The organism is Actinomycetospora corticicola, assembly GCF_013409505.1.
Lineage (GTDB): Bacteria > Actinomycetota > Actinomycetes > Mycobacteriales > Pseudonocardiaceae > Actinomycetospora > Actinomycetospora corticicola.
Genome location: NZ_JACCBN010000001.1, coordinates 2,245,248 through 2,262,995, shown reverse-complemented (window position 1 = coordinate 2,262,995; position 17,748 = coordinate 2,245,248). Strand labels below are relative to the sequence as shown.

At 72.8% G+C, this 17,748-nt stretch carries 17 protein-coding genes and 1 pseudogene; 14 read left to right on the top strand and 4 right to left on the bottom strand.

Annotation, left to right across the window (positions count from 1 at the left end; all coding sequences use genetic code 11):
* Positions 1-33: 33 nt before the first annotated feature.
* From BJ983_RS10880 to BJ983_RS10865, 4 genes are all read left to right on the top strand, one after another.
* Complete coding sequence (locus BJ983_RS10880) at positions 34-576, top strand: DUF6790 family protein (protein ID WP_179793809.1); 543 nt, start codon at positions 34-36, stop codon at positions 574-576.
* Between the two features lie 43 nt (positions 577-619).
* Positions 620-1,111 (top strand): DUF1453 domain-containing protein, encoded by a 492-nt coding sequence (locus BJ983_RS10875; RefSeq protein ID WP_179793808.1) that lies wholly within the window; start codon positions 620-622, stop codon positions 1,109-1,111.
* Between the two features lie 9 nt (positions 1,112-1,120).
* Positions 1,121-1,981, top strand: coding sequence for an exodeoxyribonuclease III (locus BJ983_RS10870; RefSeq protein WP_179793807.1), 861 nt, complete (start codon positions 1,121-1,123; stop codon positions 1,979-1,981).
* Positions 1,982-2,056: 75 nt separating this feature from the next.
* Positions 2,057-2,680 (top strand): MarR family transcriptional regulator, encoded by a 624-nt coding sequence (locus BJ983_RS10865; RefSeq protein WP_179793806.1) that lies wholly within the window; start codon positions 2,057-2,059, stop codon positions 2,678-2,680.
* Positions 2,681-2,684: 4 nt separating this feature from the next.
* Here the strand turns inward: BJ983_RS10865 and BJ983_RS10860 are convergent, their stop codons facing one another.
* Positions 2,685-5,207, bottom strand: a complete 2,523-nt coding sequence (locus BJ983_RS10860) for a DEAD/DEAH box helicase (protein ID WP_179793805.1) — start codon at positions 5,205-5,207, stop codon at positions 2,685-2,687.
* 49 nt (positions 5,208-5,256) lie between these two features.
* Between BJ983_RS10860 and BJ983_RS10855 the strand changes: the two genes are divergently transcribed.
* The 3 genes from BJ983_RS10855 to BJ983_RS10845 are packed head-to-tail and all read left to right on the top strand — an operon-like array spanning position 5,257 to position 7,320.
* Positions 5,257-5,739, top strand: coding sequence for a cation:proton antiporter regulatory subunit (locus BJ983_RS10855; protein WP_179793804.1), 483 nt, complete (start codon positions 5,257-5,259; stop codon positions 5,737-5,739).
* A complete protein-coding gene (locus tag BJ983_RS10850) occupies positions 5,740-6,912 on the top strand; it encodes a cation:proton antiporter domain-containing protein (RefSeq protein ID WP_179793803.1) in 1,173 nt (390 codons plus the stop codon).
* A 21-nt stretch (positions 6,913-6,933) separates the two neighbouring features.
* Positions 6,934-7,320, top strand: a complete 387-nt coding sequence (locus BJ983_RS10845; protein ID WP_179793802.1) for a hypothetical protein — start codon at positions 6,934-6,936, stop codon at positions 7,318-7,320.
* 9 nt (positions 7,321-7,329) lie between these two features.
* Here BJ983_RS10845 and BJ983_RS10840 read toward each other — a convergent pair whose 3' ends face one another.
* Complete coding sequence (locus tag BJ983_RS10840; protein WP_179793801.1) at positions 7,330-7,569, bottom strand: hypothetical protein; 240 nt, start codon at positions 7,567-7,569, stop codon at positions 7,330-7,332.
* 103 nt (positions 7,570-7,672) lie between these two features.
* Between BJ983_RS10840 and BJ983_RS10835 the strand changes: the two genes are divergently transcribed.
* Positions 7,673-8,308, top strand: coding sequence for a 50S ribosomal protein L11 methyltransferase (locus BJ983_RS10835; RefSeq protein WP_218890219.1), 636 nt, complete (start codon positions 7,673-7,675; stop codon positions 8,306-8,308).
* A 17-nt stretch (positions 8,309-8,325) separates the two neighbouring features.
* Positions 8,326-9,489: an oxidoreductase gene (locus BJ983_RS10830; RefSeq protein WP_179793799.1), complete on the top strand. Its 1,164-nt coding sequence runs from the start codon at positions 8,326-8,328 to the stop codon at positions 9,487-9,489.
* Between the two features lie 66 nt (positions 9,490-9,555).
* Here BJ983_RS10830 and BJ983_RS10825 read toward each other — a convergent pair whose 3' ends face one another.
* Positions 9,556-11,157 carry a glycosyl hydrolase family 28-related protein gene (locus BJ983_RS10825; protein WP_179793798.1) on the bottom strand — a complete coding sequence of 534 codons (1,602 nt, stop codon included), beginning with the start codon at positions 11,155-11,157 and terminating at the stop codon, positions 9,556-9,558.
* Between the two features lie 160 nt (positions 11,158-11,317).
* On the opposite strand from BJ983_RS10825, the gene BJ983_RS10820 reads away from it, so the two are divergent.
* Positions 11,318-13,525, top strand: a complete 2,208-nt coding sequence (locus BJ983_RS10820; RefSeq protein WP_179793797.1) for a DUF222 domain-containing protein — start codon at positions 11,318-11,320, stop codon at positions 13,523-13,525.
* On the opposite strand, the gene BJ983_RS10815 is transcribed toward BJ983_RS10820, so the two are convergent.
* The gene (locus BJ983_RS10815; protein ID WP_179793796.1) at positions 13,497-14,294 is read right to left on the bottom strand and encodes a methyltransferase domain-containing protein; all 798 of its coding nucleotides are present in this window, start codon (positions 14,292-14,294) and stop codon (positions 13,497-13,499) included. The genes BJ983_RS10820 and BJ983_RS10815 overlap by 29 nt on opposite strands.
* 81 nt (positions 14,295-14,375) lie before the next feature.
* Between BJ983_RS10815 and BJ983_RS10810 the strand changes: the two genes are divergently transcribed.
* From BJ983_RS10810 to BJ983_RS10795, 4 genes and pseudogenes are all read left to right on the top strand, one after another.
* Positions 14,376-15,614, top strand: coding sequence for an oxidoreductase (locus BJ983_RS10810; protein WP_343054017.1), 1,239 nt, complete (start codon positions 14,376-14,378; stop codon positions 15,612-15,614).
* 94 nt (positions 15,615-15,708) lie between these two features.
* Positions 15,709-16,371, top strand: a pseudogene (locus BJ983_RS10805) (NADPH-dependent F420 reductase); the annotation flags it as partial.
* A gap of 146 nt (positions 16,372-16,517) precedes the next feature.
* The gene (locus tag BJ983_RS10800; RefSeq protein WP_179793794.1) at positions 16,518-16,694 is read left to right on the top strand and encodes a hypothetical protein; all 177 of its coding nucleotides are present in this window, start codon (positions 16,518-16,520) and stop codon (positions 16,692-16,694) included.
* Between the two features lie 37 nt (positions 16,695-16,731).
* Positions 16,732-17,718, top strand: a complete 987-nt coding sequence (locus tag BJ983_RS10795; RefSeq protein ID WP_179793793.1) for an NADPH:quinone oxidoreductase family protein — start codon at positions 16,732-16,734, stop codon at positions 17,716-17,718.
* Positions 17,719-17,748 lie beyond the last annotated feature (30 nt).

The following is a 17,748-nucleotide window of genomic DNA, read 5'->3' as shown; positions in this document are numbered from 1 at the left end:
TACGTGCTGAGCACACCGTCGAAAGGGCCGGTCATGTCGTTCTTCCTGTTCATGTGGACCATTCTGCTGGTGGGGCTGGTACTCCACGTGGTCCTCGACCGGTCGCCCGCGCGGCGGACGGGTGCCCGCGTCCTCGAACTGACCGCCCTCTGGTTCGTGGTCGTCGGCCTCGGCGTCAACGGCGTGCTGGCCGGCCTGGTGCACCTGGGACCTGGTGCACCCGCCGCGGCGGAGAGCATCGGCTGGGCGCCCTCGCCCTTCCAGTGGGAGAACGGCGGCTCGGACCTCGCGGTGGGGATCGCCGGCGTCGTCGTCGCGTGGCGCCGCTTCCGGGGCGGCTGGATGAGCGCGGTCATCGCGATCGCCTTCGTGCAGCTCTGGCTCGACGGCATCCAGCACGTCACCCAGTGGCTGATGCACGGCAACACCGCACCCGACAACGTCGGCGCGATCCCCACCTGCTTCCTGGTCCCGCTGATCGCCGCGGTCACGACCTGGGCCGCGCGCCGCGCCACGGCCCGCCGCACCGCCCCCGGCGCCCACGAGAGCGCCACCCCCGTCCGCGTGTCGGCCTGAGCCGCACCGCACCCGCCGTCCCACCCGCCGTCAGGAGCCCGAGATGCCCGCGTCCTCCCTGGTGATCATCCTCGCGATGGTCGGATACGCCGTCTACAAGCAGTCCCAGCGCCACGAGGTCGTCGGTTCCTCGCGGTTCAGGCTCGCGATCATCTACGGGGTCGTGGGGATCGCGATCGGTGGCTACCACGTCCCGCCGAACGGGCTGGCGTGGCTCTTCCTCGGCCTGTCCGTCGCGCTGTCGGTGGTGGTGGGGCTCGCCCGTGGGCGCTACACGCGAATCTGGGCGGAGGGGGGCAGCGTCTACGCGCAGGGCACGGCCCTGACCATCGGGCTGTTCCTGGGCATGGTGGTCGTGAAGTTCGCGCTCGGCACGGTCGCCTACTTCGCCGGGATCAGCGACTCGGGCGGGATCGGCGAGGTGCTGCTCATGATCGCCGTGATGGTCGCCTTCCAGGCGGAGCTCGTGTGGCGCCGGGCGCAGCCGCTCGGTGCGCGGGAGTCCTCGAAGGACGTCGTCGGGGTCGCCCGTTAGCGTGGGGTCGTGCGAGTGGCGACCTGGAACGTGAACTCCGCGAAGGCCCGCGAGCCGCGCCTGCTGGGGTGGCTCGACGACCGCGCGCCCGACGTCGTGTGCCTGCAGGAGACCAAGCTCTCCGACGAGGCGTTCGACGAGACCTTCGGGGCCGCGCTGGCCGAGCGGGGGTACGAGGTCGCCCACCACGGCGAGGGCCGCTGGAACGGCGTGGCGCTGCTCTCGCGGGTGGGCCTCGAGGACGTGGTGAACGGACTCCCGGGGGCGCCCGGCTACCCGCACCAGGAGGCGCGGGCCGTCACCGCGACGTGTGGCGGGATGCGGGTGACCAGCGTGTACGTGCCGAACGGCCGCACGGTGGACGACCCGCACTACGCCTACAAGCTCGAGTGGCTCGGCGTGCTGCGCGACATGGTCGAGGCTGGCGACCCGGCCTCGACCGTCGTCGCGGGGGACTTCAACATCGCGCCGGCCGACCTCGACGTCTACTCCGTCGAGGTGTTCGCCGAGTCGACGCACGTGACGCCGCCCGAGCGCGAGGCGCTGGCCGCGATCGAGAAGACCGGCCTGCACGACGTGGTCCGCGACCGCTGGGTCGACGTCCCCGCCTTCACCTACTGGGACTACCGCGGTGGCGCTTTCCACCAGGACCGCGGGATGCGCATCGACCTCGTCCTCGCCGGCGCCCCGATCGCCGAGCGCCGGCAGGCCGCCTGGGTCGACCGCCTGGCCCGCAAGGGCACCGGCCCGTCCGACCACGCCCCGGTGATCGTCGACCTCGACGAGGCCCCCGACGGCGACATCGGCCCCGTCGTCCCGCCGCCGTCGCTCGGCGCCAAGAAGGGCGCCCCGCGGCGGAAGAAGGCCTGAGGGGCGCCGACGGGTCGTGGCCTGGCCGGCGGCCGGGCCGGACTGCTATCTCGGATCCGAGTCGCGGTGACTCGGATGGTCGGACGTACTTCGTCGTTCCGGCCCGGCGACGGCGGTCACTGCGCGATGCTCGACGTCGTGACCGAGGACCAGGCCGAGCACCGGGCAGCGGTCGAGGCCGCCACGGAGGAGCTCACGGCGCTCGTCGTCGACCTCCTCCTCCCGGTCGTCCACCGCTTCCGGATCGAGACGGCACGACGACTGGGGCTCGGGCTGCCCGAACTGCTGTGCCTCGACCTCCTGCGCCATCTCGGTCCCCTGTCGAGCGGGGCCGTCGGCGAGCGGGTGGGCCTCACGCGCAGCACGGTGTCGAAGATGCTCCGGCGGCTCGAGGCGGACGGTCACGTCCGGCGGGTGATCGGCGCGGATCACCGTCAGGGCGTCGAGGTGTCGCTCGTGCCGCACGAGGAGCGGGACCGGATCGTCGCGGCGTTCCGGATCGCCGTCCGGGATCACGTGCGGTCGATGGTGCGGACCTACGCGCTGCACCGCCCCGACCGCCAGGCCCGCGCGGCCGGGCAGTTCCTCCACCTCGTCCACGGGCTGCACCTCGTCGCCACTCGTGAGGGGGACCGGGCCTGGTGGCGGAGGGCGATGGTGCGTCGGCGAGAGGCGCGTCTCGCCGCCGGGATCCGCTGACCGGTCAGACCGCGTCGAACGGCCCCACGTGGGTCACGTGCACGACCGCCGAGCCGACCTCGTCGGAGGCGTCGAGGTCGACGGTCGCGGTGATGCCCCAGTCGTGGTCGCCCTCCGGGTCGTCGAAGACCTGGCGGACCTCCCACGTGCGGCCCCGGTCGACGACGCGGAAGAGCGCGGGCCCGCGGGCGTCCGGCCCGGCGCCGAGCGTGGGGTACTCGGCGAAGTACTCCTCCATCGCGCGGGCCCACACCTCGAAGGACGGGCCGTCGTCCTCGAGGTCGGCGAGGTCGGCCGGCCAGCGGCGTTCGAAGAGCTCGACGCGGCGGAACATCTGGTTGCGCACCAGCACCCGGAAGGCCCGCTCGTTGCGGGTGACCGGCGGCGGCCCCTGGTCGACGGGCGCGGCCGCGGAGCCGGCGGCGTCCAGCTCGGTCGGGTTCGAGAGCGTCTCCCACTCGTCGAGCAGCGACGAGTCGGTCTGGCGGACCAGCTCGCCGAGCCAGGCGATGAGGTCGTCGAGGTCGTCCGTGCCCGCCGTCTCCGGGATCGTCTGACGCAGCGCCCGGTAGGCGTCGGTGAGGTAGCGCAGCACGAGGCCCTCGGAGCGGGCGATCTTGTAGTGCGAGACGAACTCGACGAAGGTCATCGCGCGCTCGTAGAGGTCCCGGACGACGGCCTTGGGGGAGAGCTCCGCGTCGCCGACCCAGGGGTGGCCCTTGCGGTAGGTCTCGAACGCCGGCTCCAGCAGCTCGACCAGCGGCTTCGGCCACGTGATCTCCTCGAGGCGCTCCATCCGCTCCTCGTACTCGAGCCCCTCGGCCTTCATCGCGCCCACGGCCTCGCCGCGTGCGGCGTTCTCCTGGGCGCGCAGCACCTGCTTCGGGTCGTCGAGCGTCGACTCGACGACGGAGACGAGGTCGAGGGAGTACGTCGGGGACTCGTCGTCGAGCAGCTCGAAGGCGGCGAGCGCGAACGGCGAGAGCGGCTGGTTGAGTGCGAAGTCGACCTGCAGGTCGTCGACGAGCGCGACCGTCCGCCCGCTCGCGTCGGGGGTCTTCAGCACCTCGATCACGTCGGCCTCGATGAGGCCGCGGAAGAGCTGGATCGCCCGCAGGATCAGCTTCCGCTGCGTCGCCCGGTCGGCGTGGTTGTCCTCGAGCAGGTGCCGCATCGCCGGGAAGTACGGGCCGGGGCGCTGCGCGACCTGCAGCAGCATCGCCGTCGTCACGCGCATCTGGCTCGTGAGCTGCTCGGGCTGCGCCTCGACCAGCTTCTCCATCGTGCGCTCGGACCACGACACGAAGCCGTCGGGGGCCTTCACGCGCACGACGCGGCGCTGCTTCTTGACGTCGTCGCCCGCCTTCGCGAGCCGCTTCGCGTTCTCCACCTCGTGCTCGGGGGCCTGCACGACGACGAAGCCCGCGGTGTCGTAGCCCGCGCGCCCGGCACGGCCAGCGACCTGGTGGAACTCCCGGGCCCGCAGGTGGCGCACCCGTTGGCCGTCGAACTTGGTCAGCGCCGTGAACAGCACGGTGCGGATGGGGATGTTGATCCCGACGCCGAGCGTGTCCGTGCCGCAGATCAGCTTCAGCAGCCCGGCCTGGGCGAGGGTCTCCACGAGGCGCCGGTACTTCGGCAGCATCCCGGCGTGGTGCACCCCGATGCCGTGGCGCACGAGCCGGGACAGGGTCTTCCCGAAGCCCGCGGTGAACCGGAAGGAACCGATGAGCTCGGCGATCTGCTCCTTCTCGGCCTTCGTCGAGACGTTGAGGCTCATCAGCGCCTGCGCCTGCTCGACCGCCGCGGCCTGCGTGGTGTGCACGATGTAGACCGGGGCCTGCTTCCCGGTGATCAGCTCCGAGATCGTCTCGTGCAGCGGGGTGGTCGACCAGCGGAAGCTCAGCGGCACCGGGCGCTCGGTGTTCGCGACGACGGCGGTCTCGCGTCCGGTGCGCCGCGTGAGGTCCTCCTGGAAGAAGGACACGTCGCCGAGGGTGGCGCTCATCAGCAGGAACTGGCACTGCGGCAGCTCGATCAGCGGGACCTGCCACGCCCACCCGCGGTCGGGGTCGGCGTAGAAGTGGAACTCGTCCATGACGACCTGGCCGATGTCGGCGGTCGTCCCCTCCCGCAGCGCCCAGTTCGCGAGCACCTCGGCGGTGCAGCAGATGACCGGCGCCTCGGGGTTCACCGCGGCGTCGCCGGTGAGCATCCCGACGTTGGCGTACCCGAGCTGCGCGCCGAGGGAGAAGAACTTCTCGCTCACCAGCGCCTTGATCGGCGCGGTGTAGACGGTGCGCTCGCCGCGGGACATCGCGGCCACGTGCGCGCCGAGCGCGATGAGCGACTTCCCGGAGCCGGTCGGCGTCGAGACGATCACGTTCGCGCCGGTGACCAGCTCGATCAGGGCCTCGGCCTGCGCCGGGTACAGCTCCAGCCCGCGCTCGGCCGCCCAGGCGGAGAAGCCCTCGAACAGGTCGTCGGGGTCGGCGCCGGGGGTCGGGAGCAGGGACGGAGCAGTCATCACGGTCCATTGTCCCCGTCGGTCGCCGTGACGGTTAGCGTGGGCAGGCGTGGACGTCGAGCTGACGAGACTGCCCGGGATCGGGACCAAGCAGGAGTTCGTCACGGGCGACGGACGACGGGTCGGCGTGCTGACCCACCGGGACGGTCACCGGGAGCTGCTGCTGGCCGGCCGGGAGGACCCGGACAGCTGCGTGGCCACCCTCCCGATGACCGAGGCCGAGTGCAACGCGCTCGGCACGCTGCTGGGCGCGCCCAACCTCGTCGCGAAGCTGCAGGACCAGCAGCGTGAGGTCGAGGGCGTCAACACCGCGCAGTTCCCGATCGCCGAGCGCTCGCCGTACGTGGGCCGGGCGCTGGGGGACACCGCGATGCGCACGCGGACGGGCACGTCCATCGTCGCCGTGGTCCGCGACCACGTCGTCTCCCCGTCGCCCCGCCCGGACTTCGTGTTCGCGGCCGGGGACCTGGTGGTGATCGTCGGCACCGGGGAGGGCCTGAAGCAGGCGGCGGAGATCCTCGAGGCCGGCTGAGTGGAGACCGCGCTCGCCCTCGAGGAACTCGGGGCCCTGTTCTTCGGCCTCGGCGTCCTCGGCCGGCTCGCGGGTCGGATCGGGATCTCGCCGATCCCGCTCTACCTGCTCGGCGGGCTCGCCTTCGGCCAGGGCGGACTGCTGCCGCTCGCGGGCATCGGGGGGTTCACCGAACTCGCGAGCGAGGTCGGCGTCGTCCTGCTGCTGCTCCTGCTCGGCCTCGAGTACTCGGCCTCCGACCTCGTCGGCGGGCTCAAGCGGTCGTGGCTGGCCGGGATCGTCGACATGGTCCTCAACGCGACGCCGGGCGCGGTCGCCGCCCTGCTGCTGGGCTGGGGCCCCGTGGGCGCCCTGGCGATGGCCGGCGTCACGTGGGTGTCGTCCTCCGGGATCATCGCGAAGGTCCTCTCCGACCTCGGCCGCCTCGGCAACCGGGAGACCCCCGCGGTGCTGTCGGTGCTCGTCATGGAGGACCTCGCGATGGCGCTCTACCTGCCCATCACGACGGCGGTGCTCGCGTCGCTCGGGTTCCTCGCAGGGCTGCGGACGGTGGGGATCGCGCTGGTCCTGCTCGTGGTGGTCCTCGTGGTGGCCCTCCGGTTCGGCGGCGCGGTGTCGGCCGTGGTCGACTCGCCGACCTCCGAGGTCTTCCTGCTGCGGGTGATCGGCGTGGCGCTGCTCGTCGCCGGCGTCGCCTCGCAGCTGCAGGTCTCCGCGGGCGTGGGCGCGTTCCTGCTCGGCATCGCGATCAGCGAGGACACCGCGGAGAACGCCACGCGGGTCCTGAGCCCGCTGCGCGACCTGTTCGCCGCCGTGTTCTTCGTCGTGTTCGGCCTCAACACCGACCCGCGGGAGATCCCCGCCGTCATCCCGGTGGCGCTCGCGCTCGCCGTCGTGACGACGCTGACGAAGATCGGGGCCGGGTGGTTCGCCGCGCACCAGTCGGGCGTGGGGTCGCTCGGGCGCTGGCGCGCGGGGGTGGCGCTGGTGGCGCGCGGCGAGTTCTCCATCGTCATCGCCGGGCTCGCGCTCACCTCGGCGTCGATCGACCCGGGCTTCGCGCCGCTCGCGACGACCTACGTGCTCCTCATGGCCGTCCTCGGCCCGGTCCTCGCCCGGGTGGTCGTGCCGGTCCACGGTGCGCTGTCCGGACGACGACGGGCGGCCGCCTGACGGAGTGGGTACACGCGGCCCATGACCTTGACGACGTCCACCCCGAAGGCGCCCTGGCTGCCCCGCGTGCTCGGTGCCGCGACCGCCGCCTACTCCGTCGCGATCATCGCGAAGCCCGAGCTGTTCGCCCGCCCCACCAAGCTCGCGAAGGACGGTGAGTCGCTCTCGCGCGGCACCGCGATCGGCATCCGCGCGCTCGGCGGGCGGGACCTCGCCTCCGGCCTCGCGATGGCGTTCGCCCCCGAGGGACAGTCGCTGAAGACGGCGACGGCCGTGCGCGTCGGCTCGGACGTGGTCGACCTGGTGCTGCTCGGCACGAGCCTGCCCGACCGCGAGGCGCGCACGAAGGCGATCGCGGTGGCGGGTGCCTGGGGCGCCCTGTGCGCGCTCGGCTGGTACCTGGCCTGAGCCGGGCGCCTACGCGGACTCGGCGTCCACGGTCTGCGGCACGGGCTCGACGCGCAGGTGGTAGACACCCGCACCGTCGGTGAGCGGATGGAGGTCGTAGTGGTGCACGACCTTCGGACCGTCGTGGAGGTGGGTGTGGGTCACCGTGGGCAACGGGGCGCCGTGGCGTGCCTCGCGGACCTCGACGCGACCGTCGAGCGGGCCGCCGAGGTAGAGCAGGACGGCGTCCGTGTCGTCGTCGTCGGACATGGTCTGCCTCCTCGGCACCGCTCGGTTCCGCAACAGGGTAGGTGGGCGCGCGGTCCGGCGCTGCGTCCGTCCGGGGCAATGTATGACGGCGGGTGACGAGGTCGTGACCGAGCGCGAACTCGATGACCAGGTGACGAGTTGGACCACCCCCGGGACGGCCCCGCTGGTCCCCGAGGTGACCCTGCTCCTCGCCGACGACATCCACCGGACCTGGTCGGAGACCGACGAGGCCGCACCCCCGTTCTGGGCCTTCGCGTGGGCGGGCGGGCAGGCGCTGTCGCGCTTCGTGCTCGACCGGCCCGAGCTCGTCGTCGGGAAGAAGGTCCTGGATCTGGCGAGCGGGTCGGGCATCGTCGGGCTCGCCGCGTTGCGGGCGGGGGCGGCCTCCGTGGTCGCCTCCGACCACGACGCCCGCGCCCGCGTGGCGACGGCGCGCAACGCGGCGCTGAACGGCCTCACCGTCGACGTCGTCGGCGACCTGATGACGGGGGAGGGGCCGGAGCTCGACGTCGACGTGATCCTCGCGGGCGACGTCTTCTACGAGCAGCCGATGGCCCGGCTGATGCTGGAGTTCCTCGACGAGGCGACCGGGGTCGGGATCGAGGTCTACGTCGGCGATCCGGGGCGCGAGTACCTGCCCCGGCGGCGGGTGGAGGCGCTCGCGAACTACGACGTGCCGGATACGACGGACCTCGAGGGCCGGTCGGTCACCCCGACCACGGTGCACCGGCTGCGTTGAGGGGTAAGCACCGTCACGTGGCTGACCTCTTCTCCCCGTTCACGCTCAAGGGCGTGACGCTGCGCAACCGCATCGGGATGTCGCCGATGACGATGCACGCCTGCGAGGACCGCAGCGGACGCATGAACGACTACCACGTCATGTACCTGGGGGCCCGGGCCGCGGGGGGCTTCGGGCTGATCTTCCCGGAGCAGGTCGCGATCGTCCCCGAGGGCCGCACGACGGTGGACTGCGCGGGTATCTGGGACGACGATCAGATCGAGGGGCACGCCCGGGTCACGGGGATCATCCGGCGGCAGGGCGGGGTCGCCGGCATCCAGCTCGGGCACACCGGCCGCAAGGGCAGCGAGGTGGCCAAGCACGACGAGATCGACGGCCTGCGCGGCGGGTCCCAGCTGCCGCCGGACCACGACCGCGGCTGGCAGGTCAGCGGCCCGTCCGCCGTCTCCTACGACGACGGGACGCACGACCACCCGGTCCACGCGCTCACCGTCTCCGAGATCCGCGGCCTGCACCGGTCGTACGCGGACGCGGCGCGACGGGCCGCCGACGCCGGGTACGAGTGGCTGCACATGCACTTCGCCCACGGATACCTCGCGGGCGAGTTCTTCTCCCCGCTGGCCAACCGGCGCGACGACGAGTACGGCGGGTCGCTGGAGAACCGGGCGCGGTTCCTGCTCGAGGCGCTGGACGCCGTGCGGGAGGTGTGGCCCGAGCGGCTGCCGTTGACGATGCGGCTCGGCTCGGACGACTTCCATCCCGAGGGCGTGCAGTTCGACGAGTCGGTGCGGGCCGTGGCGTGGATGGCCGAGCACGGGCTCGACATGGCCGACATGAGCATGGGCTTCAACACCGCGAAGCCGCCGATCCGGCCGCCCTTCGACCGGCCGGGGTTCATGGCGGAGCGGGCCGCGCGGGTGCGCGAGGAGGTCGGCATCCCGACGATGGCCAGCTGGAACCTGGGCCGTCCACAGGTCGCGGACGCCGCCGTCCGCGAGGGGCGGGTGGACCTCGTGCTGCTCGGCAACCCGGCGTTGGCCAACCCGCACTGGCCGGTCTGGGCGGCGCGCGAGCTCGGGCACGAGCGGCCCTTCTCGCTGCTGCCCGACGACTGGCGCTGGTGGTTGGAGAACTTCCGCGGTCCGGCCGAGAGCATCGGGCTGCCGCCCGTCGCGTCGTAGGTCGGCGTCGTAGGTCAGCGTCGTCGGTCGGCGTCGTAGGTCAGCGTCGTCGGTCGGCGTCGTCGGTCAGCGGAGGTCGAGGCCCTCCACGTCGTCGGTCACGACGGCAGGGCGGGCGTCCGGTCCGGCGGTCGTGATCCGGAGGTCGCGGACGCTGAGGCCGCGCGCGTGCCGCACCCAGAGGCCGTGGGCGGGGAGCACGCCGAACATCGTGTGTTCCGGGTAGGCCGTCGCGAGCTCCGGGATGCCGGAGCGGCGCGCGTCGGAGGGCGTGCCGCCACCCGGCGTCCGGATGTCGAGGCGTTCGAGCGTGACGCCCTCGACCGGGAAGCCGGGGAGGCCCGCGATGCTCATGACGTCGCCCGCAGGCGGCCCCGCGGAGCGGCTGACGACGGCGCGGACGTCGCGGACGTGCACGTCGCGCAGGGCTCCCACGGGACGCGGTCGGACGACGTCGGTGCGCCCGTAGTCGAAGCCGCGGTGGCCACGGCGGATGCTCAGCGGCGCGGCGACGTCGTGCATGACGAGGTCGGAGGCGACGACGTCCTCGAGGTCGCCGCCGTCGACCGTCTGCAGCTTCAGCCCGCCCAGGCGGCAGTCGCGGAACACGCACCGCTCGAGCCGGATCGCGCGGAACCCGCCGAGGGACTGGGTGCCGAGCTTCAGTCCGGCGCAGCGCGAGCTGAGGGTGCAGCCGGTGACGAGGACGTCCTCGCACGGCTGGGGATAGGAGCTCTTGAGGACGACGGCGTCGTCCAGGGTGTCCACGCGGCACCCGCGGACCACCGCGCCGGCGCAGCTGTCGAGGACGATCCCGTCCTGGTGCACGTGCTGCGAGGAGGTGACCGTGAGGTTCTCGACGTGCACGCCGGTGGTCTGGGCGAGGTGGACGGTCCACATGCCGGCCTCGCGCAACGTGACGTTCCGCAGGACGACCGACCGGCAGCCCCGGAGGAAGATCATCCGAGGACGTGGACCGGTGGCGACCTCGGGATCGGGCGTCGGGACCTTCGGGAAGGCGTGGCCGTTGCCCTCGATCGTGCCGGTGCCCTCGATGGTGACCTGCTCGGCGCCCTGCGCGTGGAGCAGGGCCCAGACCTGTCGTCCGCCGATGTCGAGGTCGCGGACGCCGAGGTCGTGCGCCGGGTAGTCGGCGATGTCCGGGCTACCGAGCAGCACGGCGCCGGGGGAGAGGTGCAGCGTGACGTGCGACCGGAGCTCGATCGTCCCGGAGAGGAACCTCCCGGCGGGGAGGACGACGGTGCCGCCGCTTCTCCCCGCCGTGTCGACTGCGGCCTGGATCGCCGCGGTGTCGCGGGTGGTCCCGTCGCCCCGGGCGCCGAAGGCGCGGACGTCGACCGTGTTCGTCCCGACGACGGGTCGGGGCGCGTCCGCCGCGGTCAGGGCGGTGAGCCCGACGCCGAGCCCGAGTCCGGGCAGGAGCGACGCGAGGAACCGACGGCGTCCGAGGAGCCGGTCCGCCGTGCCGGAGGTGTTGATGGGCCCAGTGTCACCGGCCGGGCGTGAACCCCGCGCGCGGTGCGGCTCGATGGCGCCCAGCCGACGGCCGAGGCGTCGAGGAGGTGGTGGCCGTCGAGCGCGGCGTCCGCGACCTCGCCGAGGGAGGTGCCGGCTGTTTGGCAGGCGGCCGATCCCGGGGGTGAGCACTCCCTCGGGGTCAGGACGAGGGTGCACCGGGGGCCGTCGTCGCTCAGGTTCACCTTCCGATCGTTCCTAGGCCCTCGAGTGGCGTGTCTGGTGCAGGGCGTCGTCGAAGTTGCTCCGTTCGCCGGTTGATCTAATCGAACTGGTGTTCGATATTGGGTGCATGGCGATCGACGCGGCGTGGGACCCCAGCGTGGGGCCTGAGCCTGAATCGCCGTGGGAACCCGAGGACCTCGACGAGCCCACCTGGCGCCCGCTCTCCGACGTCGAGTTCGAGGCGCTCTTCCCGTGGGCGCCTGAACCCGAGCCACCGTTCTTCGAGCCCGAGGACCCGCAGGACCACGCGCCGTGGGTTGGTGTGCCCACGGCCGACGGTCCGGGTGTGGATCGGTCCTGTGCGCAGGAGCCCTGTGCCGACGAGTCCCGAGCTGACGAGCCGGGCTGGGCGGTGCCCGGGGTCACCGACACAGGCTCTGCTGCCGACCGCGAGGGCGGGTTGTCGGCGTCGTCGCAGGCCGTGTTGGACGAGGTCGATGCCGCCACCACCGCGCACCGGCTGGCCGGGGCCCGGTTGTATCGGGCGGTGACGGCGCTGCGGGCCAGTGACGTGCTGGCTGAGACCCGGTATCAGCGGCTGTCGCGGTTGTTGGAGGACCACGTCCGGCTCGACCCCAAGACCGTCGCGATACTCGACCGGCACGCCGGAGCCCTGCACCCGCACGTCACCCCGACCGGGGCGACCACCCCCGCCCAGTTGCCCGCCACCGCCGCGGCGGTGGATGACGGGGTGATCGACGGGCACCACGTCGAGATCGTCGCCAAGACCATGGACCGGCTCCGGAAGGTCGACGACCTCGACGAGACGGTGCTCGCGGTGGCCGAGGAGCAGCTCGCGGGGTTGGCCGCGACGCATTCGCCGCGGGCGTTGGCGTCGGCGGCGAAGACGGTCGCCGACCGCCTCGACCCCGATGGTGCCCGCCCGAAGGACGACGACCCGGCCGGCAACGAGCTGCACCTGACCACCCGCCGCAACGGCTCCCTGCACGCCAAGCTGGTGCTGCGCGAGGCGGCCGCAGCGGCGTTGTTCGCCGACGCCATCCGGTCTGCGACACCTGCTCCGGCGTCGGCGGTGACCGCCGACCCCGAGACCGGGTTGCCGCCGGTCTCCGATGATCCAGACGGCGGTCGTCGGGTGGGGGTCGATCCGCGGGTCGAGGCCCGGGACTCCAAACCCAACCGGCAGGCCTCCGGGCTGTTGGACCTGATCTCCGCGAGCCACCGGGCCGGGCTCGACCACTCCGAGGACGAGCAGCACCCCGGCAGCCCCACCGCCTCCATGCCGCTCCCGGACCTCGACGACCACGGCGACACCACCGCCTGGCCCACCGAACCCACACCCGACGCCGACACCGGTGACAAGTCCTCCGACGCCGACGCGGCTACCCGCCGTGCGACCGAGGACGGGCACGCGGCCGGCGGCTCCGACGCCACCGCCACCCGCGGCGAGGACGACCGCGGTGACGGCCCGGGGTCCGAGGACGACGAACGCCATCACGATGGTCCGGCGAACCCGCGGCCGCCCGACGCCAGCGACCGGAACGAAGACACCGATCCCGACAAGGGCAACGACACCGACGACGGCGCCGAGCGCAACGCGGCGACCGTGCCGCCGGGCGAGGACGCCGACACCGACACCGACGAGCCACCGCTGCGCAGCGACGGGCCACCCGACGACGAGCCCGAGGACGAGTCACCGCTGCCCAGCGACGGATCACCCGACGATGAGCCCGAGGACGAACCGCCGCCGCACAAGCCGTGGAGCCCACCGGACTTCGATGCGATGTCGCTACCGGGACGGGAGCGGGTCACCCTGACCGTCACCCTGGACTACAAGACCCTGCGCCAACAGCTCACCGACGCCCACCAGACGCTCGCGCTGCTCGGGGACTCCACCTGGATCCGCCCCGAGACCGCCCGCCGCCTGGCCTGCGACGCCGAGATCATCCCCGTCGTGCTCGGCTCGAAGGGCGAAGTCCTCGACATCGGCCGCAAATCCCGCGCCGTCCCCGCCGGGATCGCCCGCGCCGTGATCCACCGCGACCGCCACTGCGCCTTCCCCGGCTGCCGCCGCAGAACCCGCACCACCCAGCTCCACCACATCACCCACTGGGCCCACGGCGGCGACACCGCCCTGGACAACCTCGTCTGCCTCTGCCGGTATCACCACGACCTCGTCCACCACGCCGGATGGGACGTCGCGATGATCGACCACCAGCCCTGGTTCACCCCACCGGCCTGGCTCGACCCCACCCGAACACCGAGACACAACCGGCCCTGGCAGATCACCCCGGACGCCGGAACGCGGTGCTGAGCTCGAACGCGACCGACCGGACGACGGTTCCACCGGGTTCCCGGGCGATACGTCGTCGGAGGCAGGCGAAGAGTCCCTCGCGCTGGGCCGTCGGCAGGCTCCGGTGGTTCGAGAACGTGGCGAGCAGGTCCAGGTAGCGAGCCGCGTCGTAGCTCAGGTCGACACCGAACCTCCGAGTTTCCGCGGCGTCGAATTCCTCGGCGTCCTCGAGCCCGTAGGCGCTCGCGGGAGGCAGGTCACCGAGCGCAGGGATTCGGAGGTCGGGAGGGGTCGCCGGGTCCCATCGGGCGTAGCACTGCTGGACCTCGGTGAAGAACGCAGCGGAAGAGCCCGCGACGTGGATGGTCTGGACGAGAGCGAGCAGACCGCCGTGGCGGAGGAGGCGCGCGACGCGGGCGAACCGCGTGGCGGGGTCGAGCCAGTGGAACGCCGTGGCGCAGACGACGAGGTCGAAGTCGGCCTCCTCGAGCTCCCATCGCTCGACGTCGGCGGTCACCACCTCCACCTGAGGGAAGCGCGCCAGGTTCCGACGCGCGACCTCCGCCAGCGCTGCACCGAGCTCGACCGCGAGGACGCGGTGACCGCGCTGCGCGAGGGACACGGTGGCCTGACCGGTGCCGCAGCCGATCTCGAGGGTCCGGGGCCGGTCCGCGGGGAGCCGACGGTCGATCGCGTCGAACAGGTCCTCTGGATAGGTGGGCCGGGCGCGGTCGTAGAGCAGTGCGTCCTCGTCGAAGGTCGTGCGGCGGACCGAGCGGTCGTCCTCCACGGCAGCGAGGAGCTCACACCGGGACACACGGACGCAACAGCATCGAGCGACCGGCGAAACGGTTGCGCGCAATTGTCGACGGTGAGTCCCTCCGTCGATCCCGAAAGGCTCACCGTGGCCGACCTCTTCAGCCCGTTCACCCTCAAGGGCGTGACGCTGCGCAACCGCATCGGGATGTCCCCGATGACGCAGCACGCCTGCGAGGACCGCAGCGGGAAGATGAACGACTATCACGTGATGTACCTCGGAGCCCGGGCTGCCGGGGGCTTCGGGCTGATCTTCCCGGAGCAGGTCGCGATCGTGCCGGAGGGGCGCACGACCGTCGACTGCGCGGGCATCTGGGACGACGACCAGGTCGAGGGCCACGCCCGGGTCACCGCGATCATCAAGCGGCAGAGCGGGGTCGCGGGGATCCAGCTGGGCCACACCGGCCGCAAGGGCAGCGAGGTCGCGGCGCACGACCGGATCGGCGAGTACGGGCCGGGCGCCCAGTTCCCGCCGGACCACGACCGGGGCTGGCAGTGCGTCGGCCCGTCGAACGTCCCCTACGGCGGCGACCATCCCTTCGACGTGCACGCGCTGTCCCGCGACGAGATCCAGAGTCTCCACCGCTCCTACGCCGACGCCGCCCGCCGCGCGGCCGACGCCGGCTACGAGTGGCTCGAGATGCACTTCGCCCACGGCTACCTCGGCGCCGAGTTCTTCTCGCCGCTGGCCAACCGGCGCGACGACGAGTACGGCGGCTCGCTGGAGAACCGGGCACGGTTCCTGCTCGAGGCCCTCGACGCCGTCCGCGAGGTGTGGCCCGAGCGGCTCCCGCTGACGATGCGGCTCGGCTCGGACGACTTCCACTCGCAGGGGGTGCAGTTCGAGGAGTCCCTGCAGGCCGTCGCATGGATGGCCGAGCACGGGCTGGACGCCGCGGACATGAGCCTCGGGTTCAACACCGACGACATGGAACGCAAGCCCCCGATGAACGACCCGGGCTTCATGCTCGAGCGCTCGGCGCAGGTCAGGCGCGAGGTCGGCATCCCGACCGTCTGCTCCTGGAACCTCGGCGTGCCGCAGAACGCGAACCGGGCGATCGAGGCCGGCCTGACCGACGTCGTCCTGCTCGGGCGCCCGGCGCTGTCCAACCCGCACTGGCCGCTGTGGGCGGCGCGCGAGCTCGGGCACGAGGCGCCGTTCTCGATGCTCCCCGACGACTGGCGGCACTGGCTGGAGAACTTCCGCGGCCACGCCGCCTCGATCGGGCTGCCGCCGGCGGGTGCCTGGGCCCCGACCCCGGAGGACGAGATCGCGATGCTGCGTTCGGCCTGAGCCGAGAACCGTGACCCCCGAACCGTGACCCCCGAACCGTGACCCGCGGAACCGTCGCCGGTGGAATGCCGGCGGCGGGGCCCGGGTTGCCCGGCGCATGAGGATCGGCATCATCGGAGCGGGCCTGATCGCAGGCACGTTGACGCGGCGGCTCACCGCCCTGGGCCACGAGGTGCGGGTGGCGAACTCCCGCGACCCCGAGACGCTCGCGGACCTGGCCGCCGAGACCGGCGCGACCGCGGTCTGGGCGAAGGACGCCGCGCAGGACGCGGACCTCGTCGTCGTGAGCATCCCGCAGAAGGCCACCCCCGACCTGCCCGAGGGCGTGGTCGCGGGCCGGAAGCCCGACGCCCCCGTCGTCGAGACCAACAACTACTACCCGCAGCGCGACGGCAGGATCGACGCGATCGAGGACGGCACCCCGGAGAGCGTGTGGGTCTCCGAGCAGCTCGGCACGCCGGTGTTCAAGGCCTTCAACGGCATCTACTGGAAGCACCTGCTCGAGAACGGGAAGCCGCGCGGCGAGGCCGGCCGGATCGCGCTCCCGGTCGCGGGGGCCGACGGGCCCGGCAAGGACACCGTGCTCGCCCTCGTCGAGGAGCTCGGGTTCGACGCGGTCGACGCCGGACCGCTCGAGGAGTCGTGGCGCCAGCAGCCCGGCACGCCGGTCTACGGCGCGGACCTCGACGCCGAGGGCGTCCGGAAGGCGCTCGCGGAGGCCCCGGCGGAGCGTCCGGCGGACTTCCGGGCTTCCTGACGACGGGCCCTCCCGCCATCGTGACGTACTCCATCCGGTCGAGTCCGTGACGATGTCCGCGCGGCGTGCGTCCTACACGTGAGTGCGGCGGTCGGATGTCCTCCGGCCGCCGCCCGTGACGGCCGCCGACCCCCGGGAGGATCACGATGACGACGACGGGACGCACGACCGACGAGCACGGCACCCGCGAGCAGGAGAGCCGGCGCACCGTCTCGGACCTGCTCGCGACGCCCGGCGCGGTCCGCGGCGTGGTGGCGGTCCTGGTGCTGCTGGCGATCTACGTCATCGGGGCGCTGTCCCACCTGCACGTCCTCGGGCTGTAGCGCTCGACCCACCGGCCCGTGGGGCATGATCGCCCCCATGCGCGCAGTGCAGGTGAGCAAGCTCGAAGGGCCGGAGGCGCTCGAGGTCGTCGAGATCGACGAGCCGGTCGCCGGCCCCGACCAGGTCCTGATCGACGTCGAGGCGGCGGGTGTGGTGTTCCCCGACCTGCTGCAGACCCGGGGCGAGTACCAGATGCGGCCCGAGCTGCCGTTCGTCCTCGGGTCCGAGGTGGCGGGCACCGTACGCACCGCGCCCGAGGGCTCCGGGTTCGCGCCCGGGGACCGGGTCGCCGCGCTGTGCGTGGTCGGCGCGTTCGCCGAGACCGTCGTCGCCCCGGTCGACCAGACGTTCCCGCTGCCCGACGGCGTCTCGTTCGACGTCGGCGCCGGGCTGCCGATGAACTACCTGACCGCCGAGTTCGTCGTCGCCACCCGCGGCCGGCTGGCCGACGGCGACACCGTGCTGGTGCACGGCGCGGCCGGCGGCGTCGGAATCGCCTGCATCCAGTTCGCGAAGGCCCGCGGCGCGACGGTGATCGCGGTGGTCTCGACCGACGGCAAGGCCGAGGTCGCGCGGGCGGCCGGCGCCGATCACGCCGTGCTGGTCACCGACGCCGAGGGCACCGGCTTCAAGGACGCGGTGCTGGCGCTCACCGACAAGCGGGGCGTCGACGTCATCGTCGACCCCGTCGGCGGGGACCGGTTCACCGACTCGCTGCGGTCGCTCGCGCGCGGGGGACGGCTCGTCGTCGTGGGCTTCACCGGCGGCGAGATCCCGACCGTGAAGGTCAACCGGCTGCTCCTGCGCAACACCGAGGTCGTCGGCGCGGGCTGGGGCGAGTGGGCCTGGAACAACCCCGGCTACATGCGCCGGCAGTGGGACGACCTCACCGCCGACATCGCCGCGGGACGGCTCGCCCCGCCGATCAGCGGCGTCTACCCGCTCGCGGAGGCGGCCGCGGCGGTCGGTGAACTCGCGGAGCGCCGCGTGACGGGCAAGGTCGTGATCCACACCCGCGAGTAGTCCCGCTACGGTCGCCCCGACATCGACGTC